The sequence below is a fragment of the Methylobacterium sp. SD274 genome, from assembly GCF_017355285.1.
In the GTDB taxonomy this organism is placed as follows: Bacteria; Pseudomonadota; Alphaproteobacteria; order Rhizobiales; family Beijerinckiaceae; genus Methylobacterium.
Window position 1 is genome coordinate 50,639 of record NZ_JADIJP010000014.1, and the last position, 21,856, is coordinate 72,494.

Below are 21,856 nucleotides of genomic sequence, written 5' to 3' on the forward strand. Positions count from 1 at the left end.
TACGCGCCGCCGGACGAGGCGGCAACCGCCCTCAGAGCGGGCGCGGTGCCGCTCCGCCGCGCTTGAGCACGAGCGTCGCCCAGCCTTCGATCAGGCCATGCCGGGCGAGATGGAAGCCGCGATGGCGATAGGTCGAGAGAACGCCGGGGACGTCGCGCTCGATCAGTCCGGAAAGGATGAGCACGCCGTGATCCGCCACCGTCGCGGTGAGGGTCGGTGCGAGGCGCTTCAGGGGCCGGGCGAGGATGTTGGCGAAGACCACGTCGAAGCGCCGGCTCCGGTTCGCGCTCGCATGGCGCACGCCGGGTCCGACATAGAGCCGGACGAGGCCACCGAGTCCGTTCAAACGGGCATTGCCCTTGGCGGTGGAGACCGCCTCGGGGTCGAGGTCGCCGGCATGGACCGGCTGGTGCAGGGCCTTGGCCGCCGCGAAGGCGAGGATGCCGGTGCCCGTGCCCACATCGAGCACATGCGCCGGTCGGCCTTTCTTCATGACATCGACCAGGGCCTTGAGGCAGCCCAGCGTCGTGCCGTGATGCCCGGTGCCGAACGCGAGAGCCGCCTCGATCTCTATGGCGAGGTCGTTCGGACGTATCGTGTGGCGGTCATGCGAGCCATGGACGAGAAACCGCCCGGCGCGGACCGGATTCAGCCCCTCCAGGGAAGCTCGAACCCAATCCTGCTGGTCGATCGTCTCGAAGATGGCGGCGTCCGCCTGTTCGCCCACGAGGGGGCGAATCAGGTCGCGGACCATCTCCTCGTCCGGTGCATCGGCGAAATAGGCCTCCAGCCGCCAGGTCTTGCCATCCTCCGCCTCGAAAGCGGCGACGGCCGTCTCCGTCGGGTCGAACATCTCGCCCAGGATATCGGTCATGGCCCGCGCCGACCTCTCGTCGGTGAGGAGGCGCAGCACGTGGGTCGGACGGTTGGGGTGAAGGCCTTCGAGCATGAAAGGGGCTCTAGCATCCGTGAGGATTCCCCGCCACCGTCACGGAACCGTGCGCCGCGATCGGCGTTTTCCTGCGCTTCTCCTGTCGTCCCCGTGGCGTTCGAGGGTGCGGTGTTGAGTACGAACCAGAAGAAAAACATGACCCGGGCCCCCGTGGCCATCGTCGGCAAGAGGACCGCCAGGCGTCTCCGTCGCAACGGAACGTCGGGCCTCCTGGATTCCGAGCCGAATTTCGAGCCTGTCCCGGGCTCGATGCTGGTGCTTCTCAGCCGGCTGCATCGCGCCGAGCGTCAGGCAGCGAGTGAGGACGACGTCTCGAAGCCCTGATCCTAGACAGGATTCCATGCTATCGACGCCTCCGGCGGATGAGGGAGCGCGCGTCGTCATGATCCAGTGCAGAGGCACCCGGTCCCCCGAGAGCCAGCGCTGATCCGTCGCCGGTGATCGCTCTGACACCCGACGAATGGACAGCCATCGGCCTCAGCCTACGGGTCGCTGCCGTGGCCACGCTGGCGAGTTTGATCCCCGGTCTCTTCGTCGCCATGCTTCTGGCGCGTGGGCGTTTTCCCGGCCGCGCCCTGCTCGATGGCCTCGTCCACCTTCCCCTGATCCTGCCGCCTGTGGTGACGGGATATCTTTTGCTCCTGTCGTTCGGGCGGCGCGGCACCTTCGGTGCGGCGCTCGCCGAGGTCGGGATCGTGTTCTCGTTCCGCTGGACCGGAGCAGCCCTGGCCTGCGCGATCATGGGGTTCCCCCTCATGGTCCGGGCCATGCGCTTGTCCATCGAGGCGGTGGACCGACGCCTCGAACAGGCGGCCGCCACGCTCGGAGCACGGCCGAGCGCGGTTTTCCTCACCGTCACCCTTCCGCTGGCCATGCCGGGGATTCTCGCCGGGGCGGTGCTGGCTTTCGCCAAGGCGATGGGCGAGTTCGGTGCCACCATCACCTTCGTCTCGAACATCCCCGGCGAGACCCAGACACTGCCATCCGCGATCTACAGTCTGACACAGGTGCCGGGCGGGGAGGCGGGTGCTCTGCGCCTCACCCTGATCTCGGTGGCGCTGTCGATGACGGCTCTTCTCGTGTCCGAGCTGCTGGCCCGCCGCCTCGCCCGCCGCCTTGGAACCGGGTGAGGCCCCCTATGTCCGCGACGCTCGATATCGACGTCTCGCTGAACCGGGGCGCCTTCAGCCTCGAAGTCGCCTTTGCCGCCGGCCCTGGCCTGACCGCCCTGTTCGGTCGCTCGGGCTCGGGCAAAACCACGGTGATCGATCTTATCGCCGGCCTGGCGCGACCGGATCGGGGTCGCATCGCGGTGACCGGTGAGACGTTGCTCGACACGGAGCGCGGGATCGCCGTGCCGGTTCATCGCCGGCGTATCGGCGTGGTGTTCCAGCAGGCGCGACTGATGCCGCATCTCTCGGTACGCCGGAACCTCGGCTATGGCCGAGCCTTCGCCCGCAGCCGCAGCGACGGCATCGCCTTCGAGGGCGTCGTCGACCTGCTGGGGCTTGGCCATCTGCTCGAACGGCGACCGGCGGGTCTCTCGGGTGGTGAAGCGCAAAGAGTAGCGATCGGCCGGGCCCTGCTCAGCCGGCCCCGGCTCCTGCTCATGGACGAGCCCCTCGCTGCCCTCGATGAGGGCCGCAAGGCGGAGATCCTTCCCTATATCGAGCGCCTGCGCGACGAGGCCGGCTTGCCCATCGTCTATGTCAGCCACGCGGTCTCGGAGGTGGCGCGACTGGCGCGCACCGTCGTCGTGCTCGAAGCGGGTCGCGTCGCTGCCGTGGGAGCGGCCGATACCGTCCTTCGGCGGGCCGATCTTCTCGCTACGCAGGAGGCCGAAGCCGGTGCGATCCTCGACATGATCGTGGAGGAGACGGATTCCGAGACCGGCCTGACCCGTCTGAGCGGACGCGTCGGTCGCCTGTGGGTTCCCCGCTTGCTACGAAGCATCGGTACAGCCGTCCGCATCCGCGTGCCGGCGCGGGACGTTCTCCTCGCGACGCAAGCCCCTGTCGGATTGAGCGCGCGCAATATTCTGGAAGGGCATGTCGTCTCGATCCATGCCTTCGGGGAAGCGGCCGCCATGGTTCAGATCGATTGCCACGGCGTGCTGCTCGCCGCCCGCCTGACCCGCGCCTCGGTGCGCGATCTCGCCCTTGCGCCCGGCCGCGCCGTCTATGCCGTGGTGAAAAGCATCGCTTTCGATCCCCATGGGGTGGGGACGGCCGGGCCCGCGCCGGTGGAGATCTGATGGCGGGCTGGTAGGATCGTTAAAATTTCATGCTTTCTCTGAACGACTTCTTTACCGTTCTGGTGAACAGCCGTGAGTAACCGGACCATCTTAAGAAGCGATTCATCCTCGCCATCGTTTTTGGTTGCATGACACGACCACCTTCGAAAGGGCGTGCAATGACGATCCTGAGTATTTCTTCGGTGTCGACGGCTCCCGTCGCTCCAAATAATCCATCCGTGAATTCACCGACGCCGGTGCGCAAGGCTGCGCCCGTGACGCGCGTCGCCACGCCTCTGGACCCGCCTGTGAAGTTCGATGTTCGCCGGGACGAAACACCCGCCGCCGATGAACCGGCGTCCAAGTCGGATATTGGACTGCCCACCGCGGATGAGCGTCGGGTCACCGTGGATCAGGATACCAAGAGCATCGTGTATCAGGTGGTGGACCCCGATTCCGGCGACGTGGTCGTGCAACTGCCCGAGGCCACTCTCCTGAGAGCGCGCGCCTATGCGGAGGCGACGGCGAATCGGGCCACCGCCTTCCGGGCGACGGAAGACGAGCAGCCCGTGGATCGGACCGCCTGATCAGGGCCGACGCATCGCCCCATTCATCGATAGGAAACACGTAAGGCTGGAGCGAAGGCTCCGGTCTTTTGGTACTTGCGCAGCACGTCCAACTCAGGCTCGCTGAGCCTGCGAACGATCGAAGCCGATCTGCTGCGGCCGAGACGAACCCTGTCTCCCAAATGGATGCATTCGGGCGGTGTGTGCGTCACAAGGCGCGGCGGGCTCGCCGCTCGAGCCCGCACTTATCCGGGCTCCGCCGACCTCGTAGCGAGGCACGTTCCGCTGCGACGGCAGTGATGGGCGTTCACTTCGGGTCGTAAAGGCCCAGCCAGGTGTCAGGTCCGTAGGCCGGCCGCGATCTGGTGGTTGATGTTGATGAGTGCCGTCAGTTTTTCAGCCGTGGGTTCGATCATCGTGTCGATCATGCGCTTGAACACGAAGGTCGAGAGTTCGGCGATGCTCGTCTTGATCGAATCCGGCAACGGATTCTCCGGTTCGGTCGCGGAGCCAGCGATGATGGTCCAGACTTTCTGGTTGAAGTTCAAGGCGTCATTCAAAGCCGGGCGCTGATTGTCCCAATCGGCCTGAATTGCCTGGAGCCTACCTGCCGCCTTGATAAGGACAGCTGCCTCGGCGCCGCGAGGCGTCAACGCGGTCTGCGCGACCCGCGCATAGGCATTGGCTCCATAGGACATGATCGCTCCTTCTCCCGACGCGGCCATGCCGATTCGTGCCGCTCGAATCAGACCGTAGTCGAGGTAAGGTTAAAAGACGGTAAGGTGGCGGGATCGCCCCAATCATGCCGGGAAGCTGGGGGAGGACGGATCGATGGGGCCGCGACCCTGATCAATCCGGTGGGGGCGACCTATACCGATGGCGTGCATTGCAACACATAGTCACCGAGATCCGGCTTTTTGCAACGCATCCGTCAGGTTTTGCGAGCATCATGGAGACGGGCCGAGTCGGGCCCCGATGGGTACGCCCCTTCACTGACATGATGAATTTTCTGCTCGGTACGCTCGCCGGAGGTCTCATCGCCGGAATCGTGACCATCGTCGCCGTGCGTCATCCGGAGGTACAGACCAAGCTCGGTCTTCATCCGGTCTCGTCGGCGCTTCTGCTCCCCGCTGCACCGCCGCGGATCGAGCCTCCCTGTAGTCTGGTCCCGGCTCGTCCCCAGGGGGACCAGAGCGTCGGCAACGCGGACATGCTGTTCTCCAGGCGACGGTTCTGGTTCGTCGCCCCGTAGCCGCGGCGCTCGATCAGAGGCTGCTGAGCAGGAACATCACCATCGTCGTAGCGACCGTCGTCGAGAGGAAGCCGCACAGGGCTGCGGCGAAGGAGGGGCCGGTCGCGGCGGAATGCGTAGCCTGGGACGAAAGCAGGGAGAGATCGCTATGCTGGGCGGATGCGTTCATGGGTTTGGCCTCCCGACGGACACGTCCTCCGTCGTTCCTTGATCTGTGATGTGAACGGAAAAGCGTGGCTGTGCGTGGCCGCACCGGGTCGGCACGTGCGGAAAATATCCGCATATGGGAAAGTGTTGTCAGATACTGATATTCGGTAGCGCGTGGCCGGAAAGAAGTATCGGCATCCCGGCCGCAGAGTTCAGTCGCAGCGATTGACAGATTTTGCTGCGCGCAAAGCCCGCGTTTCGCTGCGTAGGTCGATGGCGACGATGCCGGCACCGCAATCCTCGAACGCGTCCTTGGCCTCCTCGTAGCGATCGCCCACTTCATCGAGTGTTTCGCAGACCCGGTCGCGATTACCGAGCCGCGCTTCTTCACGGGCCTGATAGCGAAGGGCCGCGGCTTCCTGGACCTTCCGTTCACCCTGGAGGCATGACGGCGCCGCCAGGGTCGGAGTGATCATGCACAGCACGAAGCCAAATGCGGCGATGGGCGTTGCAGGAGCGAAGCGCATGGGGAAATCCAATTGTGCGTCTCGTTGAAGGCGGATGTCCGTCTTTCGAGTTCAGTGCCAGAGCAAGGTTAGCGCCAAAGACACGTCCCTATCGTCCAGTCTGCGTCACAAACGGCGAACTCACGGCGAAGGTTCCGCAGGTTTCCTGCGCCTGCGAGAAACCAGAATTTCGTCGAGTCGCACCGGGGCGCAGGCATGAACGTCGACCCCGACATCGTACTGGCGCGGGGCCGGCGCGAGCTTGCCGTGCGAATGGCCGTGTAGGTTGAGTGCGCCCCGCCCGATGCCGTTCCAGGTTCGGAACGCATAATGGCAGAGCACGAGCCGGCGTCCGTCCACGTCGATCTCGGCATAATGGCCCACCGAGGCCCAGGCGTGCAGCGCCAGCGTGCCGGGCCCGTCATTGTTGCCGATGATGAGGTGCTTCACGCCGTTGAGGGCGCCGACGATCTCGGCGATGCGCGCGTCGGAGGGGCCAACCGCCACGTCGCCGAGATGCCAGATCATGTCCTCCGGCGCGACCCTCTCGTTCCAGTTGGCGATCAACCCGGCATCATGGGCTGCTAGGTCCGGATAAGGGCGGCGGTCGATATTCAGCGCACGCCTGTCGCCGAAATGCGTATCGCTGGTGAACCAGACCGCCATGCCTCTTCCCGGCTCAGCCGCCGGGACTGAAGCGAAGGGGAATAGTGACGGCCAGAGAACCGGCACTCACGCCGGGGGGGGCTGCCGGGAGAGAACCACGCACCGCAGCGAGCGCCGCGCTATCAATAGCGGCGATACCGCTACCGCTCGCTAGCCCGGCGCTCAGGACCTGACCAGAACGCGAGACCGTGAAGCGGACCAGTGCAGTGCCGCCAGGCGTTCCTGCGGCGGCATTGCGATTCATCCGGCTCTTGACGGCAGCCGAGATTGCCCCTGTCCATTGTCTCATGGCGCTTGGATCGCTGCCGGCGGCGGCCGAGCCACTACTGGCTTGTCGGGAAGACGAGGCGGAGCTGCTCGGCCCGCCCTCCTGAGCTGCGCGCCTACTGGTCTCACGCGCAGCTTTGAGCTTGGCCTCCTTGGCCGCCTTCAGCTTTGCTTCGCGAATGGCCTCGCGCTTGGCTTCCAGTTCTTCCCGACGCTTCGCCTCGATCTTGGGATCGGGCTTCGGCTTCGGTTTGACGATCTCGACGGGCTTGGGCGGCTTCACCGGCTCGGGCGGCTTGGCCACGACGGGCGGCGGGGGAGCGAGGGGCTCGGCCACTTCGGCGGTGGAAGTCACGACCTGCTCCTCCGGCGGCACCTCCGTGATCGTGTCGGGCGTGACGATGGGCTGAGTCTCTTCGGGTGGAACTTCCGCAGTCTCGGGCGGCGTCACCTCCGCCATCTCCGGCGGCTGCACCTCTTCGACGACGTCCGGCGTCTCGACGGGGGATTCTTCCGCCGGGGGAGGCACCGCCTCCGTCATGGCGGGGGCGGACGGGGCTTCGGCCTCGGTCGATTGCGGCGCCAGATCGATGGTGATCGTGTTCTCGCCGGGTGGCGCCTTGGGCGGCTGGCCGAACAGCATCATGCCCGCCAGAACCGTCAGGTGCAGGACGAAGGCCACGAGGAAGGCCGCAGCGAGGCCCGTGGGACCTCGCTGTCCGGGCTCACGTGTCGAGACGAGGGCGTTCATCGGGTCTACCGCGTCGCTCCGCTCGCCGCAGGGGCCGCCGGAAGCGCTCCGCCCGGGGATTGCGCGATGAGGGACACCTTGGTGAAGCCGGCCTGGCCGACGAGGCCCATCACTTCCATGATCTTGCCGTAGGGCACGTCCTTGTCGCCGCGCACCAGCATGACCTGGGACGGGTCTTCCGCCGCCAGCGCCTTCAGGCGCGGCATGATCGTCTCCGCTGTCAGCTCGTCCTTGGCCAGGAACGGCTTGCCTTCCTTGTCGATGGAAATCTCCAGGGGCTTCTTCGCCTGTGCGACCTTGGCGGCGGTGGTCTTGGGCAATTGCACCGGCACGCCCGTCGTCATCAGCGGTGCCGCCACCATGAAGATGATCAGCAGAACCAGCATCACGTCCACCATCGGGGTGACGTTGATCTCAGACATCGGCGCGGAATCGAGGTCATCCTCGTCATCGCCGCCGCCGCTGGCGCGGACCGAACCCATACCCATCGTTTAGCCCTCCGGGGCTTCGGCGGCCGGCTCGACGGCCCGCCGCATGTCGTCATCGTGCCGTCGCGTCCGCGCCGGCCATGGAATGTTCGTTGCGTGGGAGACGCCGTGCTACTCGGCGGCCGCGGCGTGCGGCACGCTCTTGCGGTCCCGCGCGAGGCGGTTGCCGAGGGTACCGATGCTGGCGACGAAGGCGGATTGCACCCGGCCGAGATCGTTCGTGAGCTTGTTGTAGGCCATCACCGCCGGGATCGCGACGATGAGGCCGATCGCCGTGGCGAAGAGGGCCTCGGCGATGCCGGGGGCCACCACGGCGAGCGAGGTATCCTGGCTCTGGGCGATGGACGAGAACGAGTTCATGATGCCCCAGACCGTGCCGAAGAGACCGATGAAGGGGGCGGTGGAACCGGAGGTCGCCAGGAGCGTCAGGCCCGTCTGAAGGCGCTTGACCCGCAGCGTCAGGGCGGCCCGCATGGCGCGCTCGATGCGTTCGCGCCGCTCGGCGCGGGTCTCGGTGGCGTCCTGGTCGCGCCAGGCTTCGAGCCCGGCCTGCACGATACCGGCATCGATACCCGATCCCGTCGTTTCGAGGGAGCCGCCCGAGCGCACCAGCGTGTCGAAGGCCTTGGCCTGACGCTTGGCGGCGGCGAAACGCACCAGTTTCTCGAACACCACCGTCCAACAGGCGATCGAGGCGATCACCAGTAGAATCATGACGCTTTTGACGATCGGGTCTGCCTGAAGGAACAGGCCGATGAAGGAAAAGTCGTGGGCGACAGCGGCCGGCGCGGAAGTCGGATCCATGGCGGGCTCCTCGGGGTTCGTTGGGTGGTGGCGATCGCCGAGGGGCGACCGGATCGGCAATCAGAAGGTCGGCGTGTCAGCCCGTGGGATCAGCGCGTGAAGCTCGCGCTCGTCTTGCTCTCGGTCTCGATCCGGTCGAGGCATGTCTCGCGGCTGGCCTCGCCGCCTTCGCAGGCGAGCACGTCGTTCAGGAGGACGCGGCCGATCTTCGGGCAGGAAAGGGCCGGGAAATCGAACAGCCGCACCATGGTCTTTCGGTCCTGAATGGGGCCGAGTTCGACGGCGAGGCGCTTCTGCGCGACGCCTTCCGTATCGAACGCGAAGAGGTCGAGCTTGAGGGATTTCAGCGCGGGGCCGCGGCTGTTGTCCACGAGGAGATAGGTGCGGCACGCCTCGCCCGCCGGCTCGAGACGGTTGAGCTCGAGTTTCAGGGGGCTGGGTTTCGCATCCTGGGCGACGGCGGGCGCGCCCCATCCCACCGAAAGGGCAGCGGCGATCAGCGCGGCGCCAATGGCACGGCCGGCCGGGAAGGATGGAAATTCGGTCACGCAGTGCGCCTCGTTCATAACGGTCCGATTCTCCTCGGTTACGGCAGTCCCAAGTCGCATGCCCAAGTTGCCTGCCCAGGTCGCCTGCGTCGATGCGCCTTCGCGAACGGCAATCGCAGAGACCCCCAGGGGGATCGTCTTCGGCGGTTCCTCTGGCATTGAGCGCGACGCTCGCGGTGCGGTGCCGCTCCAACCTGACGCATGACGCCCGGCGCTCGCACCGCCGCATCGTTCGACGTGGCGCGGAGTATCCGAGTTGTCCCTGTAAGATCAAGCTTTGCGCTGAAAATCAGAGCAGTTCCAAACTGTTACTGCGACGCTCGGCGCAGCGAAGGGATTGCCTAATGCTCCCATATCCATTGCTTGATCATCCCAGGTTTCCCTTTTTGGCGACATCCACAGCCTCTTCCTGTCCGCTCCGCTGATCTTCGGGCTCGACATTTCCGTGCGGTCAGGGAGGCGAGTCGACGCGAGGACCGGTCTGAGAGCGGTGCCCTTGATGCCGCTTTTCCACATCTCCATATCGCGGTGACCGGCAGACGACCGCCGGGAGGAGTGCTGCTTCAGGCGGGCTCCAACAGATCGAAGTGCCTCATCTATCGACCCCGGGGCTTCGCCAAGGACTAGATCACGTGACCACACGGCCTTCACCGTTCGGACATCCGTTTCTTCTCGGCTTCGACGAAATCGAACAGGCCCTCGACCGCGTGTCGAAGGCGGCCAATGACGGGTATCCGCCCTACAATATCGAGCGGGTGGCCCGTTCCGACGATCAACCGGAGCGGCTGCGGATCACTCTCGCGGTGGCCGGGTTCACCCGGGACCAGCTCGACGTGATGCTGGAGGAGAACCAACTCGTGGTGCGAGGGCGGCAAGTCGACGACAAGGCGCGGCAATTCCTGCACCGAGGCATCGCCGCGCGTCAGTTCCAGCGTGCGTTTCTTCTCGCCGACGGCATGGAGGTGATGGGCGCGGACCTTTCGAACGGGCTCCTGTCCATCGATCTGACCCGCCCCGAGCCGGAGCGGATCGTCCGCAAGATCACCATCGCGTCGCGCGACGAGGTCTGAGGGCACACTGAGTTTTCACCCGGATACGGGCCGAACGCGGCGCCGATCCTATACGCTCTGCCTCGAAAGGAGGGCATCATGACCGATTTCAATGCGAACCCGATCACCCAGGCCGATCTCGACCCGGCCGAATTCAACGCTGCCGATCTCGCCGCCCTCGGCGAAGGCCACATTGCCTATGTGCGCCCGATCCGTTCCGATGAGGTGAAGCGGCTGTTCCCGCAGGCTCCCGAACTGTCGCCGGGCCTCGACCTGTTCGCCCTGCTCTCGGCCAGCGGGGCTCCGATCCTCCTCGCCGATTCGCGGGATGCGATCGTCGCCAACGCCATGGCCAACGACCTTTTCGCCGTCAGCCTCCACTGAGGCGCAAGGGGGCGCTCAGGCGATCTCGGCCACCGCTGCCGTCAGTCGGGCTAGATCCTGCGGACGAGACAGCCGGTGGTCACCATCGGCGATGAGGGTGAGGACTGTGCCGGCGGCTGGCAGCCGGCCCACCGTCGCGATCGCGTGTTCGTAAGGCACATCCTGGTCCTTCATGCCCTGCAGGATGTGGATGGGGCAGCCCGGATCGATCGGCGCATCGAGCAGCAGGTGCCGGCGTCCGTCCTCGATCAGCGACATGGTGGTGGGGACCGGGTCGGGTCCGTATTCCGTCGCCCGCCACCAGACGCCGTCCCGTTCCATCGTCGCGCGGATCTCCGGCGGGAAACGCTCCCACATCAGCGTCTCGGTGAAATCGACGGCCGGTGCGATCAACACCATTCCGGCCGGTGCGGCGTCGCCGCGCAAGGCTCGGGCTCGCGCGACCAGACAGGCGATCCAGCCCCCCATCGACGAACCGATGAGGATCGGTGGCCTCGTCACGGTCGCGTCCAGCACCGCCATGGCGTCTTCCAGCCATGTGGAGATGGTCGAGGCGGCGAACTCGCCTTCCGATTCTCCATGTCCGGTATAGTCGAACCGGATGAGGGCGCGGCCCTGGTCCCGCGCCCAAGCGTCGAGGACTGTCGCCTTGGTTGCCCCCATGTCAGATCGGAATCCCCCGAGCCAGACGAGCGGAGGCCCGTCCCCCTCGCGGATCCGTATCGCGATGCGGCGCGCGGCGTCTCCCTCTCCAACCGAGATGAAGATCGGGTTCTGGCGGGTCGCGAAATCCATGCTTCATCCGTAATCCGAAGAAAACGAGAATTGAATGCCTCGGAGTCGCTTTTCGTTTACCGAGACGTAAAGCGTGCCCCCGATGCTGGAGACCATGATCGAGACACGAGACGAATACCGGGCCTGCGCCGAAAACCAATGTCCGTCGTGTCTCCGGTTCCGAAAAGGATCACCGGAGTGAACGGCGGCGAGCGGTCGGGCGCAGGCTTTCCCGGTGACATCCAGCCTCTGGCAGGCGCAACGATCCTGCAGATCATTCCTGCCCTTGATGCCGGCGGCGCGGAGCGCACGACGGTGGATGTAGCAGCGGCATTGGCCGCCGTTGGGGCCCGTGCCCTGGTGGCGACGGAAGGCGGGCGGCTCGTGGGCGAGATGCAGGCCAAGGGTGGAACCTGGCTTCCCTTTCCGGCGGCCTCCAAGAATCCCCTCGCCATGGCCGTGAATATCGGTCGCCTCGCCAGCCTGTGCCGGCGCGAGGGGGTTCAGATCGTCCATGCCCGCTCACGTGCCCCCGCCTGGGTGGCGCTCGGGGCGGTACGACGGCTGAAGATCCCCTACGTGACCACCTATCACGGCAGTTATTCCGGCCGGACCGGGGTGAAGGTGCTCTATAATTCGGTCATGGCGCGGGGCGACGTGGTCATCGCCAATTCCCACTACACCGCCGACCTCATCCGGATGCTTCATCCCGAGCAAGCCGGTGACCGCGTGCGGGTCGTCCATCGCGGTACCGACCTCGCCCAGTTCTCACCCGGCGCCGTGGCGCCGGCCCGCGTCGAGGCCCTGCGCCGGTCCTGGGGGGTCGCCCCGCACCAGCGCGTTGTTCTTCTCGCCGCCCGGCTGACGGCCTGGAAGGGCCAGCGCGTGCTGATCGAAGCGGCGGCCGTCCTACGGGACCGGGGCGTCGCCGATGTCGCCTTCATCCTGGCCGGAGACCCGCAGGGTCGCTCTGCCTACGAACGTGAGCTCGATGCGCTGATCGAGGCCCGCGGACTCCGCGATATCGTGCTGCGGGTCGGTCATTGCACCGACATGCCGGCCGCCTTCCGGGCGGCCTCGGTGGTGGCCGTCCCCTCCGTGGAGCCCGAGGCATTCGGGCGTTCGGCCGTGGAGGCCCAGGCTCTCGGAACTCCAGTGGTGGTCTCGGACCTCGGCGCGGTGCCCGAAACGGTGCTTGCCCCGCCGGAAGTGCCCGCCGCGCAGCGCACCGGCTGGCGCGTGCCTCCAGGCGACGCACCGGCCCTGGCAGAGGCCTTGCTCGAGGCGCTGAATCTCGGGGCTAGTGCGCGGGACGCCATGACCCGCCGGGGACGTGCGCATGTGGAAGCGCATTTCTCCCTCGACGGCATGGTGGGCGCCACTTTGGACATCTATGCGGAGCTCCTTGCGGGCCGCGCGCGATGATGCCGTATCGACGGGTTCGTGAACCAAAGCGGTTCGAGCCTGTTGACACGGGACGCAGTTCGGACATGGTGTCCGCAACCGGATTGCCGGAGCGATTGGTGGCCAGGTCTAGCCCTCGGGGCGATGTCCGCAGGCTGCCGTTTCGTCGTTCACGAGGAGATTGAAGCCATTCGTAGACCAATGAGAGCCATGCCGGCCCCGCAGAAGGACGGGCCGCGCGCCAACAGGGACATCCGTGGCGTCCGCGAAGTGCAGCTCATCGATGATACCGGGCAGAACCGCGGTGTCGTCGCCTTCTTCGACGCGTTGGCCCTCGCCGAAGAGGCGGGCCTCGATCTCGTGGAGATCGCGCCGAACTCCGTTCCTCCCGTCTGTAAGCTGCTCGATTACGGCCGCTTCCGCTTCAACGAACAGAAGAAGCAGAACGAGGCCCGTAAGAAGCAGAAGACGGTCGAGGTCAAGGAGATCAAGCTCCGCCCCGGCATCGACAAGCACGATTACGACACCAAGATGAAGGCCGTCATCCGGTTCTTCGAGGAAGGCGACAAGGTGAAGGTCACCCTGCGCTTCCGCGGCCGTGAGATGGCTCACCAGGATATCGGTCTGCGCCTGCTGGAGCGGGTGAAGAACGAGACCCAGGAAATCGCCAAGGTGGAAAGCGAGCCGATGCTCGAAGGCCGCCAGATGATCATGATCCTGGCGCCGCGCTGAGACGCTTTCCGTCCTTTCACTGGACTTGAGAACATTGAAAGCCGCTTCCCGATCCGGGAAGCGGCTTTTTTATCGCCTCGTGACCACTCACGGTATCCCGTGATTCGGCACGGCTTTGCATCCGCGGAGAGGGGAGGGGCGGCGTGTGAGCCGCCCCCGAGGGTTACTTCACCACCGACACCTGCGCGTCGCCGACACGCCTGAGCACGTTGACCGTGACATCGCTGCCGTAGCGCTGGACACGCAGGTCGATCCGCGATTCGCCGAGCTTGAGGTTGAAGATCGAGACGCCTTCGAGGAAATCCGGCAGGGTGGGGTTGCGAAGCCGGATGCGGTTGCGGTCGTGCTGGATCTCCAGGCCGATACAGGCGGAGAGGAAGGCGAACGGTGCCGCTGCCGCCCAGGCCTGCGGCGAACAGGCGACCGGATAGGAGACCGGTCCGCGCTGGTTGCGCCGCATGAAGCCGCAGAACAGCTCCGGCAGGCGCTTCTGGTCCTGGTAGAGCGCAGTATCGAACATGCCCTGGAAGATGCGCGACGCTTCGGGCTTCAAGTCGTAGCGAGCGAGGCCCATCGCCACCATGGCGTTGTCGTGCGGCCAGATCGAGCCGTTATGATACGACATCGGATTATAGCGGGCCTCGCCACGCGCGATGGTCCGCACGCCCCAACCGTTGAACCCGTCCTTCGACAGGAGATTGGCAGCGACGCTCGCGGCCCGCTCCGGCAGGGCGATGCCGGTGAAGAGGGCGTGGCCGGCATTGGACGAGCGCACGGCGCATTGCTTCTTCGCCCCGTCGAGGGCCAGCGCGTAGGTGCCGATCTCCTCGCACCAGAAAGCCCTGTCGAAATTCTCACGCAGCAAGCGGGCCTCGTCTCCGAGACGGGCCGCGAACTCGTCATGACCGAGCAGAGTCGCGAGTTTGGCCATGCCATTCTTGGCGGCATAGACGTAACCCTGGACCTCGCACAGAGCGATCGGCCCCTTCGCGAGCTGTCCGTCGGTGTGGAAGATCGAATCGTGGCTGTCTTTCCAGCCCTGGTTCTCCAGGCCCTTGTCGGTGTCGCGGGCGTATTCGACGAAACCGTCGCCGTCCCGGTCGCCGTACTTGTTCATCCATTCGACGGCGAGTTCGAGGGCCGGCCAGATCCGCGCAATGGTCTCCCGGTCGCCGGTGACGGCATAATACTCATAGGCCAGCATGACGAAGAGCGGCGTGCCGTCGATCGTGCCGTAATAGTGGCGGAACGGCACTTCGCCGAGCATCGCCATCTCGCCGCGCCGGGTCTCGTGTAGCACCTTGCCCGGCTGGGCATCGGCGGCGGGGTCCACGGCCTTCGCCTGGGTCGAAGCCAAGTAGCGCAGGACGCCCTTGGCGAAATTCGGGTCGATCCAGAGGGCCATCATCGCGGTGATGATGCCGTCGCGGCCGAACACGGTGGAGTACCAGGGGATGCCGGCGAAGGGGTAGATCCCCTCGGGCGTGCGGCTCGCCAGCATGTAGAGGTCGGCGGTGGCGCGGCAGGCCGCCTCGTTGAATTGGTCGTTCGACGAGATGATCGTGGTGATGCCGGCGGTGAGTTGGCGCAGGTCCCGCCGCGCGTCGCGATAGGCGCGGGCGAAAATCACGCCTTCGCCGAGGCCCTTCGGGTGCCGTGCACCGGCCCCGCTGCCCGCCGCCTGCGACAGACCGGCCGCTGCATCCTCGCCCACCTTTTCGGCGGCCGGGGCACTGGTGAAGGCGCGGTGCGATTCGCAGACCACGCGGATGAACAGCGACGTCCGGCCGCCAGGGGGCAGCGAGACTTCGAACTCGGCCCGGCCCGGCTCGATATGTTTCGGCTTCGGCCCGAAATGCAGGCTCGTGGTGCGGACCACCTCGTCGAGACCGACATAGCGGAACTGGACCTCGGTCTCGCTCGCCACCTGGACGCTACGCTTGCCCCGAATGGGACGGTCCATTCCGCGCACCTCGAACAGGTCGCGGTAATCGGCGTCGAAGGTGATGCCGATCTTCAGCTTCCAATGCCGAGAATCATAATTGCGCAGGCCGATCCGGTCGTAGCAGGCCCCCTTGAACAGGAACTTGGTACGCTCGATAGCGATCAATTCGCGTGGGATCGTGGTCTCGTCATGAGCGTCGATGCGGATGTCGGGCGTCGTCATGTCGACGCTCAGCGCACCGTTATCGTCCTGCATCACCGAGGAGAGGAGGAGTGGCCGCTGCTCCTCGATGGTGAAGCCGAGGCGCGAGAGGTAGCGGGTATCCTGGAAATACAGGCCTTCCGGCCCAGGTAGCACGCCGATATCGCCGTAACTGTCGAGGACGGCGAAGGCCTCTCCGTACTTCAGCGAGCGCAAGGGACGCTCCACCAGCGAGGTCTGCGCCTCGATATGATATTGCGGCAGCACCGCGTCGGCATCCTGGAAGCCTTGCCCCAGGCCATTCGCGCTGGAACCGTCCTGTGTCGTCGCCGTGGAAGTGTTCGCCGCCATGCCTGAACGTCTCCGGGAAGTGGGCTGCCGGACCTGCAGCATCGAGGCGAAGCCATACCCGGCCCGATGCCGCAGATCATTGTTTAAGTTCGGACTCGCATGAAACGCGGCCATGCGTTTCGGCCCGATACGCTCGATCGTAGCCCGCGAATCAAAAGGCCGCCGATCGCGACCAGGCGACTCGGCGGCCTTCTGGAACCGGTCTCGGCGGATCCGCTCGAAGCGGCACCGATACGCGGAAGGTTAGCAAGGCTGATGCCCGATGGCATCAGCCTTTCGCTAGAGATTTTCAGGCGGGCATCGCCGCGGCTGAGAGCGAGGGGCGGGCCGAACCGTTCAAGTCGCCATAATGCGGAGTGAAGGCGCCCGCATGCGGCATCGTGATCACGTTGGGCTGACCCGCGATCAACTGCTCGTAGACCGCCACGTACTTCTTCACCATGCACTCGGCGGTGAACTGGGTCTCGAAGTGGCGACGGACACCGGCGCGGCTCATGGTCTTCACCTTGTGCACGGCCGCGATGGCATCATCCATCGTGTCGCAAAGGACACCGCTGACGCCGTCGGCGATGACTTCGGGAACCGAGCCGTTGCGGAACGCGATGACCGGAGTGCCGGCCGACATCGCCTCGATCATGACGAGGCCGAAAGGCTCCGGCCAGTCGATCGGGAAGGCCAGCGCCAGCGCGTTGCCGAGGAAGTCCTTCTTCTGTTCTTCGTTGATCTCGCCGATGAACTCGACGAGCGGGTGATGGATCATCGGCTCGATGACCTCGTCCCAGTAATCCTGGTCTGCCTTATCGACCTTCGCGGCGATCTTGAGCTTTACGCCAGACTGGATCGCCATCTGAATCGCGCGGTCGGGGCGCTTCTCCGGAGAGATGCGACCGAGGAAGGCGAGATAGCCACCTTTGGCGTCCGGGTAATACGGGCAGTTCTCGGCCGGCAGGCCGTGATGGATCGTCGACTGCCAGTTCGAGTTGGAGGGCATCGGTTCACGCTGATTGTCGGAAATCGACACCAGCGGCATGCCCGTGAAGGTACGGTAGACCGGCATGAAATCAGGCACGTCGAGGCGACCATGCATGGTCGTCACGCACTTATGGTAAAGATCTTCGAACATCGGATACTGAAGCAGATCGATGTGGAAGTGCAGCACGTCGAATTCGTGGGCCCGCTTGTGCACGTTGTGCAGCATGGCGAGATGGCTTGCGGTATGGTCCCGATAGCCGAGAAGGCGAAGGCCCTCCGGCGTGCAGGCCGCCAGCTTGGCCGACGTCTCGGAATCACCGCTGGCGAACAGCGTGACGTCATGGCCCTGGCGGACGAGTTCTTCCGTGATCCACGATACGACGCGCTCGGTGCCGCCATAGAACTTGGGAGGCACGGCCTCCGAGAGCGGAGCAATCTGGGCAATGCGCACGAAACGTCTCCTGTAAGGTCGAATGTTGCGACGACCTAACGCCAACCGGCCTGAGTGGGACATGAACGGAACTCACGGCCAAGGTTATGGTTCCGAGCGCTTGCCGAGCGCTATGTTTACCTTTGCGTTAACCTTGGATGTCCCCGGTATCCTCGTTTCCACCCGGCCCATCGACCCGGCCCGGCCAGGCGCGGTTCCATGCAGGAAGCCGGCCAGAATTCCCGGTCGGCAGGCCCGGTGGGGCCCATCTTGGAGGGGCCTGCGCGGATCGGTCGTGTTGAAGGATGCGATCCTTGGCATACCTCCGTGTCATGCCTGGATTTGTGCGACGCAGGACGCCCTTGTTTCGCTCAAGGGGGTCGTCTAAGCCTCGCGCCTGCGCAGTCTGGCATTGGAGCAATTCCATACCATCCCGGCGCTCGCGAGGCGTTTCGCTCGCCACGAACACGAGAGGTGTCGCATGACAGGCCTGTTGGCGGATTATCTGCCCCTCATCGTCTTCATCGGCGTGTCGCTCTTCATTGCGGTGGCGTTGCTCGTGGCTCCCTTTCTCGTGGCCTATAACAGCCCTGATCCGGAGAAGCTTTCGGCCTACGAGTGTGGCTTCAATGCCTTCGATGACGCCCGCATGAAGTTCGACGTGCGGTTCTACCTCGTTGCTATTCTTTTCATCATCTTCGACCTGGAAGTGGCATTCTTGTTCCCCTGGGCGATCACCTTCGGTGAGCTCGGCTGGTTCGGGATGTGGTCGATGATGGCCTTCCTCGGCGTGCTCACGGTCGGGTTCGTCTACGAGTGGCGCAAGGGCGCCCTCGAATGGGACTAACTATCCCGTCGACCTGACAATCGCATTGCCCGAAGCCTGATCCCGAGAAACCGATGGCCTTCAGCCCCGATATCACCCGGATCCCCGCCGTTGCACCGGCACCGAAAGGGATCATCGACCCGAATACCGGTCGCCCTATCGGCGCCGACGATCCGACCTTCCTGTCGATCAGCAGCGAACTCGCCGACAGGGGTTTCCTGATCACCTCGACGGACGACCTCATCAATTGGGCCCGCACCGGGTCGCTGATGTGGATGACATTCGGCCTCGCCTGTTGCGCCGTCGAGATGATGCAGATGTCCATGCCGCGCTATGATTGTGAGCGCTTCGGCTTCGCTCCGCGCGGTTCGCCCCGGCAATCCGACGTGATGATCGTCGCCGGCACGCTGACCAACAAGATGGCTCCGGCCCTGCGCAAGGTCTACGACCAGATGCCCGAGCCCCGCTACGTGATCTCCATGGGCTCCTGCGCCAATGGCGGCGGCTACTATCACTATTCCTACTCGGTGGTGCGCGGCTGCGACCGGGTGGTGCCGGTGGACATCTACGTGCCGGGCTGCCCGCCTACGGCGGAGGCGCTACTCTACGGAGTGCTTCTGCTCCAGAAGAAGATCCGCCGTACCGGCACGATCGAGCGCTGAGGATCCGCGATGAGCAACGGCATCTCGATCCTCGCGCATACGGCCGCCCCCGCCGACGGTTCGCTCCAGGCGCTCAGCGACCATGTGGGCGCGGCCCTCGGGCCGGCCATAGTCTCGCGCGCCATCGCCTTCGGTGAGCTGACGTTGAACGTTCAGGCGAGCGATATCGTCTATGCGCTCACCTATCTGCGCGATGACCCGTCCTGCGCGTTCCGCTGCTTCATCGATATCTGCGGCGTTGATTATCCCAACCGGGCCAAGCGCTTCGACGTGGTCTACCACCTGCTCTCACTGCGCCATAACAGCCGCATCCGGGTGAAGGTGCAGACCGACGACCAGACCGCCGTACCCTCCGTCATCGAGGTGTTCCCGGCGGCAAACTGGTTCGAGCGCGAAGCCTACGACCTGTATGGAATCCTGTTTTCGGGGCACCCGGACCTGCGCCGGTTGCTCACCGATTACGGTTTCGAGGGCCACCCCCTGCGCAAGGACTTCCCGCTCACCGGCTTCGTCGAGGTTCGATACGACCAGGACGAGGCCCGTGTCGTGTACGAGCCGGTGAAGCTGACCCAGGAATTCCGGAACTTCGACTTCCTCTCGCCGTGGGAGGGCACCGAATACGTGCTCCCGGGCGATGAGAAAAAGTCGGCTTGAGCAGCGGAGCGAGGCCATGACCGAGCACAATATCCGCAATTTCGCGATCAATTTCGGGCCGCAGCACCCGGCGGCACACGGCGTTCTGCGTCTCGTGCTGGAACTCGACGGCGAGATCGTCGAACGCGTCGACCCGCATATCGGCCTGCTCCATCGCGGCACCGAGAAGCTGATCGAGCACAAGACCTACCTGCAGGCGACGCCGTATTTCGACCGGCTCGACTATGTCTCGCCGATGAACCAGGAGCATGCCTTCTGTCTCGGCATCGAGAAGCTGCTCGGGCTCCAGGTGCCGCGCCGGGCTCAGCTGATCCGCACGCTGTTCTGCGAGATCGGTCGCATCCTGTCTCATCTCCTCAACGTCACCACGCAGGCCATGGATGTGGGCGCACTGACGCCGCCGCTCTGGGGCTTCGAGGAGCGTGAGAAGCTGATGATCTTCTACGAGCGCGCGTCGGGTGCTCGTCTCCATGCCAATTACTTCCGGCCCGGCGGCGTGCACCAGGACCTGCCGCCCGCGCTGATCGACGATATCGAAGCCTTCATCGACCCGTTCCTGCAGGTGGTCGACGATCTCGACGACCTCGTCATGTCGAACCGCATCTTCAAGCAGCGCAACGTCGATATCGGCATCGTCACTGTGGACGAGGCCATGGCCTGGGGGTTCTCGGGCGTGATGGTGCGCGGCTCCGGCATCCCGTGGGACCTGCGTAAGTCGCAACCCTATGAATGCTACGAGGAGATGGAATTCGACGTCCCCGTGGGAAGGAACGGCGACACCTACGATCGGCAGGTCATCCGCATGGAAGAAATGCGGGAATCGGCCAAGATCATGCGGCAGTGCTGCATCAAGCTGCGCGAGCCGGCGGGAATGGGGGCGATCGCCGCCACGGACGGCAAATTCGCACCGCCGCCGCGCCGGGAAATGAAGCGCTCGATGGAAGCGCTGATTCATCATTTCAAGCTCTACACCGAGGGCTTCCACGTGCCGGCCGGCGAAGTCTACGCCGCCGTCGAAGCGCCCAAGGGCGAGTTCGGCGTCTATCTCGTGGCCGACGGCACCAACAAGCCCTACCGCTGCAAGATCCGCGCTCCGGGTTTCGCCCATCTCCAGGCCATGGACTGGATGTGCCGCGGCCACATGCTGGCCGACGTGTCCTGCGTGCTCGGCACGCTCGACATCGTGTTCGGCGAGGTGGACCGGTGACGGTATTCGAGGTTTCGCACTGATGGCCAATCGCAGACTCGCCCCCGCTTCCGAGCAGCCGGCCAGCTTCGCTTTCTCGCCCGAGAACGCCGAATGGGCCAAAGGGCAGATCGAGAAGTATCCCGAAGGCCGTCAGGCCTCCGCGGTGATCCCGCTGCTGTGGAAGGCGCAGGAGCAGAATGGCGGCTGGCTTCCGCAGAAGGCCATCGAGGCGGTGGCCGCCGAACTCGGCATGCCGCATATCCGCGTGCTCGAAGTTGCGACCTTCTACACCATGTTCGCCCTCGAGCCGGTGGGCCGGTTCTGGATCCAGCTCTGCGGCACGGTGCCGTGCGATTCCTGCGGTGCGCGCGAATTGAAGGGCTATCTGCAGGAGCGCCTCGGCGCACCCGGCCATGTCAGCTCAGACGGCAATTTCTCCTGGCTCGAAGTCGAGTGTCTCGGCGCCTGCTGCAACGCGCCCATGGCTCAGATCAATCAGGATTACTACGAAGACCTGACACCCGAACTTCTCGGCAAACTGATGGACGACCTCGCGGCTGGACGCCCGGTCAAGATCGGTTCGCAGGTCGGGCGCACGTCATCCGAGCCGATGGGCGGGGCCGACACGCTGAGCGACGAGACCTTGTTCGACGGGTCGCGCGTGGGCGCATGGCGGAAGCGGTTCGAAGATCAGGCCGCGAAATCCGACGATGCAATGGGCAAGTCCGAAGCTGTCTCGTCCGAGCAACGCGCGGCGTCGGACCCGAAGCCGGCTAAGCCCGATTCGGGCCGCGCCGTGGAGGAGCCGCCGACCGACGCCCCAGCTCAGCGTAACGCATCCGGCGAGACGCCGGTTAAGCCGGGCGACAAGGCCGATGCGGCCGACCCGAAGGAATCGACGGCCCAGCCGAACAAGCCGGCGCCGTCCGTGCCCGAGACGATCGCCGAGGCCGAGACCGCTGGAGCCGAGGCGGGGACGCAATCCGATCTGCCACGCGATGAACCGCCGCCGCAGCCGGTCGCCTCCGGCGCGAGCGCGGACGAATCGTCACCGAAACCGACCGAACCGAAGACGCCGTCCGCCAACGCGAAGGAGATCTGAC

26 protein-coding genes are annotated in these 21,856 nt (G+C 65.2%); 14 read left to right on the top strand and 12 right to left on the bottom strand.

Annotated elements, in window-relative coordinates:
• Positions 1–31: 31 nt before the first annotated feature.
• On the bottom strand, positions 32–949 hold the full coding sequence (locus IPV08_RS13565; RefSeq protein WP_056434419.1) for a 50S ribosomal protein L11 methyltransferase: 918 nt from the start codon (positions 947–949) through the stop codon (positions 32–34).
• Positions 950–1,087: 138 nt separating this feature from the next.
• Between IPV08_RS13565 and IPV08_RS13570 the strand changes: the two genes are divergently transcribed.
• The 4 genes from IPV08_RS13570 to IPV08_RS13585 all read left to right on the top strand — a co-directional run bounded on the left by IPV08_RS13570 (position 1,088) and on the right by IPV08_RS13585 (position 3,772).
• Positions 1,088–1,276 carry a hypothetical protein gene (locus IPV08_RS13570; RefSeq protein ID WP_056434417.1) on the top strand — a complete coding sequence of 63 codons (189 nt, stop codon included), beginning with the start codon at positions 1,088–1,090 and terminating at the stop codon, positions 1,274–1,276.
• Positions 1,277–1,389: 113 nt separating this feature from the next.
• A complete protein-coding gene (gene modB / locus IPV08_RS13575; RefSeq protein ID WP_207412243.1) occupies positions 1,390–2,082 on the top strand; it encodes a molybdate ABC transporter permease subunit in 693 nt (230 codons plus the stop codon).
• Positions 2,083–2,090: 8 nt separating this feature from the next.
• Positions 2,091–3,206 carry a molybdenum ABC transporter ATP-binding protein gene (modC, locus tag IPV08_RS13580; protein WP_207412244.1) on the top strand — a complete coding sequence of 372 codons (1,116 nt, stop codon included), beginning with the start codon at positions 2,091–2,093 and terminating at the stop codon, positions 3,204–3,206.
• Between the two features lie 218 nt (positions 3,207–3,424).
• Positions 3,425–3,772: a hypothetical protein gene (locus IPV08_RS13585; protein WP_207412245.1), complete on the top strand. Its 348-nt coding sequence runs from the start codon at positions 3,425–3,427 to the stop codon at positions 3,770–3,772.
• A gap of 317 nt (positions 3,773–4,089) precedes the next feature.
• Here IPV08_RS13585 and flaF read toward each other — a convergent pair whose 3' ends face one another.
• Complete coding sequence (gene flaF / locus IPV08_RS13590; RefSeq protein ID WP_207412246.1) at positions 4,090–4,449, bottom strand: flagellar biosynthesis regulator FlaF; 360 nt, start codon at positions 4,447–4,449, stop codon at positions 4,090–4,092.
• Positions 4,450–4,748: 299 nt separating this feature from the next.
• On the opposite strand from flaF, the gene IPV08_RS13595 reads away from it, so the two are divergent.
• Complete coding sequence (locus tag IPV08_RS13595; RefSeq protein WP_207412247.1) at positions 4,749–5,003, top strand: hypothetical protein; 255 nt, start codon at positions 4,749–4,751, stop codon at positions 5,001–5,003.
• Between the two features lie 13 nt (positions 5,004–5,016).
• On the opposite strand, the gene IPV08_RS13600 is transcribed toward IPV08_RS13595, so the two are convergent.
• The 7 genes from IPV08_RS13600 to IPV08_RS13630 all read right to left on the bottom strand — a co-directional run bounded on the left by IPV08_RS13600 (position 5,017) and on the right by IPV08_RS13630 (position 9,198).
• Positions 5,017–5,172 (bottom strand): hypothetical protein, encoded by a 156-nt coding sequence (locus tag IPV08_RS13600; RefSeq protein ID WP_207412292.1) that lies wholly within the window; start codon positions 5,170–5,172, stop codon positions 5,017–5,019.
• A gap of 190 nt (positions 5,173–5,362) precedes the next feature.
• Positions 5,363–5,626: a hypothetical protein gene (locus tag IPV08_RS13605; protein ID WP_246747951.1), complete on the bottom strand. Its 264-nt coding sequence runs from the start codon at positions 5,624–5,626 to the stop codon at positions 5,363–5,365.
• 171 nt (positions 5,627–5,797) lie between these two features.
• Complete coding sequence (locus IPV08_RS13610) at positions 5,798–6,322, bottom strand: metallophosphoesterase family protein (RefSeq protein ID WP_207412249.1); 525 nt, start codon at positions 6,320–6,322, stop codon at positions 5,798–5,800.
• A 13-nt stretch (positions 6,323–6,335) separates the two neighbouring features.
• A complete protein-coding gene (locus tag IPV08_RS13615; RefSeq protein ID WP_207412250.1) occupies positions 6,336–7,340 on the bottom strand; it encodes an energy transducer TonB in 1,005 nt (334 codons plus the stop codon).
• Between the two features lie 5 nt (positions 7,341–7,345).
• Positions 7,346–7,828, bottom strand: coding sequence for a protein TolR (tolR, locus tag IPV08_RS13620; protein WP_056434403.1), 483 nt, complete (start codon positions 7,826–7,828; stop codon positions 7,346–7,348).
• Between the two features lie 111 nt (positions 7,829–7,939).
• Positions 7,940–8,632 carry a MotA/TolQ/ExbB proton channel family protein gene (locus IPV08_RS13625; RefSeq protein ID WP_207412251.1) on the bottom strand — a complete coding sequence of 231 codons (693 nt, stop codon included), beginning with the start codon at positions 8,630–8,632 and terminating at the stop codon, positions 7,940–7,942.
• Positions 8,633–8,721: 89 nt separating this feature from the next.
• On the bottom strand, positions 8,722–9,198 hold the full coding sequence (locus IPV08_RS13630) for a hypothetical protein (RefSeq protein ID WP_056434399.1): 477 nt from the start codon (positions 9,196–9,198) through the stop codon (positions 8,722–8,724).
• A gap of 614 nt (positions 9,199–9,812) precedes the next feature.
• Here IPV08_RS13630 and IPV08_RS13635 point away from each other — a divergent pair.
• Together IPV08_RS13635 and IPV08_RS13640 are read left to right on the top strand one after the other, a co-directional pair.
• Positions 9,813–10,250, top strand: a complete 438-nt coding sequence (locus IPV08_RS13635; RefSeq protein ID WP_207412252.1) for an Hsp20 family protein — start codon at positions 9,813–9,815, stop codon at positions 10,248–10,250.
• 78 nt (positions 10,251–10,328) lie between these two features.
• Positions 10,329–10,613 (top strand): DUF1150 domain-containing protein, encoded by a 285-nt coding sequence (locus IPV08_RS13640; protein WP_056434395.1) that lies wholly within the window; start codon positions 10,329–10,331, stop codon positions 10,611–10,613.
• A 15-nt stretch (positions 10,614–10,628) separates the two neighbouring features.
• On the opposite strand, the gene IPV08_RS13645 is transcribed toward IPV08_RS13640, so the two are convergent.
• The gene (locus IPV08_RS13645; RefSeq protein ID WP_207412253.1) at positions 10,629–11,408 is read right to left on the bottom strand and encodes an alpha/beta hydrolase; all 780 of its coding nucleotides are present in this window, start codon (positions 11,406–11,408) and stop codon (positions 10,629–10,631) included.
• Positions 11,409–11,546: 138 nt separating this feature from the next.
• Between IPV08_RS13645 and IPV08_RS13650 the strand changes: the two genes are divergently transcribed.
• Positions 11,547–12,812 (top strand): glycosyltransferase family 4 protein, encoded by a 1,266-nt coding sequence (locus tag IPV08_RS13650; protein WP_246747945.1) that lies wholly within the window; start codon positions 11,547–11,549, stop codon positions 12,810–12,812.
• Between the two features lie 189 nt (positions 12,813–13,001).
• Positions 13,002–13,523 carry a translation initiation factor IF-3 gene (gene infC, locus IPV08_RS13655; protein ID WP_018042013.1) on the top strand — a complete coding sequence of 174 codons (522 nt, stop codon included), beginning with the start codon at positions 13,002–13,004 and terminating at the stop codon, positions 13,521–13,523.
• 163 nt (positions 13,524–13,686) lie between these two features.
• Here infC and IPV08_RS13660 read toward each other — a convergent pair whose 3' ends face one another.
• Positions 13,687–16,020, bottom strand: coding sequence for a glycogen debranching N-terminal domain-containing protein (locus IPV08_RS13660; RefSeq protein WP_207412254.1), 2,334 nt, complete (start codon positions 16,018–16,020; stop codon positions 13,687–13,689).
• Between the two features lie 289 nt (positions 16,021–16,309).
• Positions 16,310–17,443: a glycosyltransferase family 4 protein gene (locus IPV08_RS13665; protein WP_056434388.1), complete on the bottom strand. Its 1,134-nt coding sequence runs from the start codon at positions 17,441–17,443 to the stop codon at positions 16,310–16,312.
• A gap of 460 nt (positions 17,444–17,903) precedes the next feature.
• Between IPV08_RS13665 and IPV08_RS13670 the strand changes: the two genes are divergently transcribed.
• The 5 genes from IPV08_RS13670 to nuoE are packed head-to-tail and all read left to right on the top strand — an operon-like array spanning position 17,904 to position 21,855.
• A complete protein-coding gene (locus tag IPV08_RS13670) occupies positions 17,904–18,269 on the top strand; it encodes an NADH-quinone oxidoreductase subunit A (protein ID WP_056434386.1) in 366 nt (121 codons plus the stop codon).
• Positions 18,270–18,322: 53 nt separating this feature from the next.
• On the top strand, positions 18,323–18,910 hold the full coding sequence (locus IPV08_RS13675; protein WP_207412255.1) for an NADH-quinone oxidoreductase subunit B: 588 nt from the start codon (positions 18,323–18,325) through the stop codon (positions 18,908–18,910).
• Positions 18,911–18,919: 9 nt separating this feature from the next.
• On the top strand, positions 18,920–19,564 hold the full coding sequence (locus IPV08_RS13680) for an NADH-quinone oxidoreductase subunit C (protein WP_207412256.1): 645 nt from the start codon (positions 18,920–18,922) through the stop codon (positions 19,562–19,564).
• Positions 19,565–19,580: 16 nt separating this feature from the next.
• Positions 19,581–20,771, top strand: a complete 1,191-nt coding sequence (locus tag IPV08_RS13685; protein WP_056434382.1) for an NADH-quinone oxidoreductase subunit D — start codon at positions 19,581–19,583, stop codon at positions 20,769–20,771.
• 22 nt (positions 20,772–20,793) lie between these two features.
• Positions 20,794–21,855, top strand: coding sequence for an NADH-quinone oxidoreductase subunit NuoE (nuoE, locus tag IPV08_RS13690; protein WP_207412257.1), 1,062 nt, complete (start codon positions 20,794–20,796; stop codon positions 21,853–21,855).
• Position 21,856: the final 1 nt, after the last annotated feature.

Coding starts and splice junctions, on each gene's coding strand:
- IPV08_RS13660 (WP_207412254.1), bottom strand. CDS start 16,020: ATGGCGGCGAACACTTCCACGGCGACGACACAGGACGGTTCCAGCGCG.
- IPV08_RS13650 (WP_246747945.1), top strand. CDS start 11,547: ATGTCCGTCGTGTCTCCGGTTCCGAAAAGGATCACCGGAGTGAACGGC.
- IPV08_RS13595 (WP_207412247.1), top strand. CDS start 4,749: ATGATGAATTTTCTGCTCGGTACGCTCGCCGGAGGTCTCATCGCCGGA.
- IPV08_RS13610 (WP_207412249.1), bottom strand. CDS start 6,322: ATGGCGGTCTGGTTCACCAGCGATACGCATTTCGGCGACAGGCGTGCG.
- IPV08_RS13565 (WP_056434419.1), bottom strand. CDS start 949: ATGCTCGAAGGCCTTCACCCCAACCGTCCGACCCACGTGCTGCGCCTC.
- modC (WP_207412244.1), top strand. CDS start 2,091: ATGTCCGCGACGCTCGATATCGACGTCTCGCTGAACCGGGGCGCCTTC.
- IPV08_RS13630 (WP_056434399.1), bottom strand. CDS start 9,198: ATGAACGAGGCGCACTGCGTGACCGAATTTCCATCCTTCCCGGCCGGC.
- infC (WP_018042013.1), top strand. CDS start 13,002: ATGCCGGCCCCGCAGAAGGACGGGCCGCGCGCCAACAGGGACATCCGT.
- tolR (WP_056434403.1), bottom strand. CDS start 7,828: ATGGGTATGGGTTCGGTCCGCGCCAGCGGCGGCGGCGATGACGAGGAT.
- IPV08_RS13670 (WP_056434386.1), top strand. CDS start 17,904: ATGACAGGCCTGTTGGCGGATTATCTGCCCCTCATCGTCTTCATCGGC.
- flaF (WP_207412246.1), bottom strand. CDS start 4,449: ATGTCCTATGGAGCCAATGCCTATGCGCGGGTCGCGCAGACCGCGTTG.
- IPV08_RS13600 (WP_207412292.1), bottom strand. CDS start 5,172: ATGAACGCATCCGCCCAGCATAGCGATCTCTCCCTGCTTTCGTCCCAG.
- IPV08_RS13570 (WP_056434417.1), top strand. CDS start 1,088: ATGACCCGGGCCCCCGTGGCCATCGTCGGCAAGAGGACCGCCAGGCGT.
- IPV08_RS13605 (WP_246747951.1), bottom strand. CDS start 5,626: ATGATCACTCCGACCCTGGCGGCGCCGTCATGCCTCCAGGGTGAACGG.
- IPV08_RS13615 (WP_207412250.1), bottom strand. CDS start 7,340: ATGAACGCCCTCGTCTCGACACGTGAGCCCGGACAGCGAGGTCCCACG.
- IPV08_RS13680 (WP_207412256.1), top strand. CDS start 18,920: ATGAGCAACGGCATCTCGATCCTCGCGCATACGGCCGCCCCCGCCGAC.
- IPV08_RS13640 (WP_056434395.1), top strand. CDS start 10,329: ATGACCGATTTCAATGCGAACCCGATCACCCAGGCCGATCTCGACCCG.
- IPV08_RS13675 (WP_207412255.1), top strand. CDS start 18,323: ATGGCCTTCAGCCCCGATATCACCCGGATCCCCGCCGTTGCACCGGCA.
- nuoE (WP_207412257.1), top strand. CDS start 20,794: ATGGCCAATCGCAGACTCGCCCCCGCTTCCGAGCAGCCGGCCAGCTTC.
- IPV08_RS13645 (WP_207412253.1), bottom strand. CDS start 11,408: ATGGATTTCGCGACCCGCCAGAACCCGATCTTCATCTCGGTTGGAGAG.
- IPV08_RS13625 (WP_207412251.1), bottom strand. CDS start 8,632: ATGGATCCGACTTCCGCGCCGGCCGCTGTCGCCCACGACTTTTCCTTC.
- IPV08_RS13685 (WP_056434382.1), top strand. CDS start 19,581: ATGACCGAGCACAATATCCGCAATTTCGCGATCAATTTCGGGCCGCAG.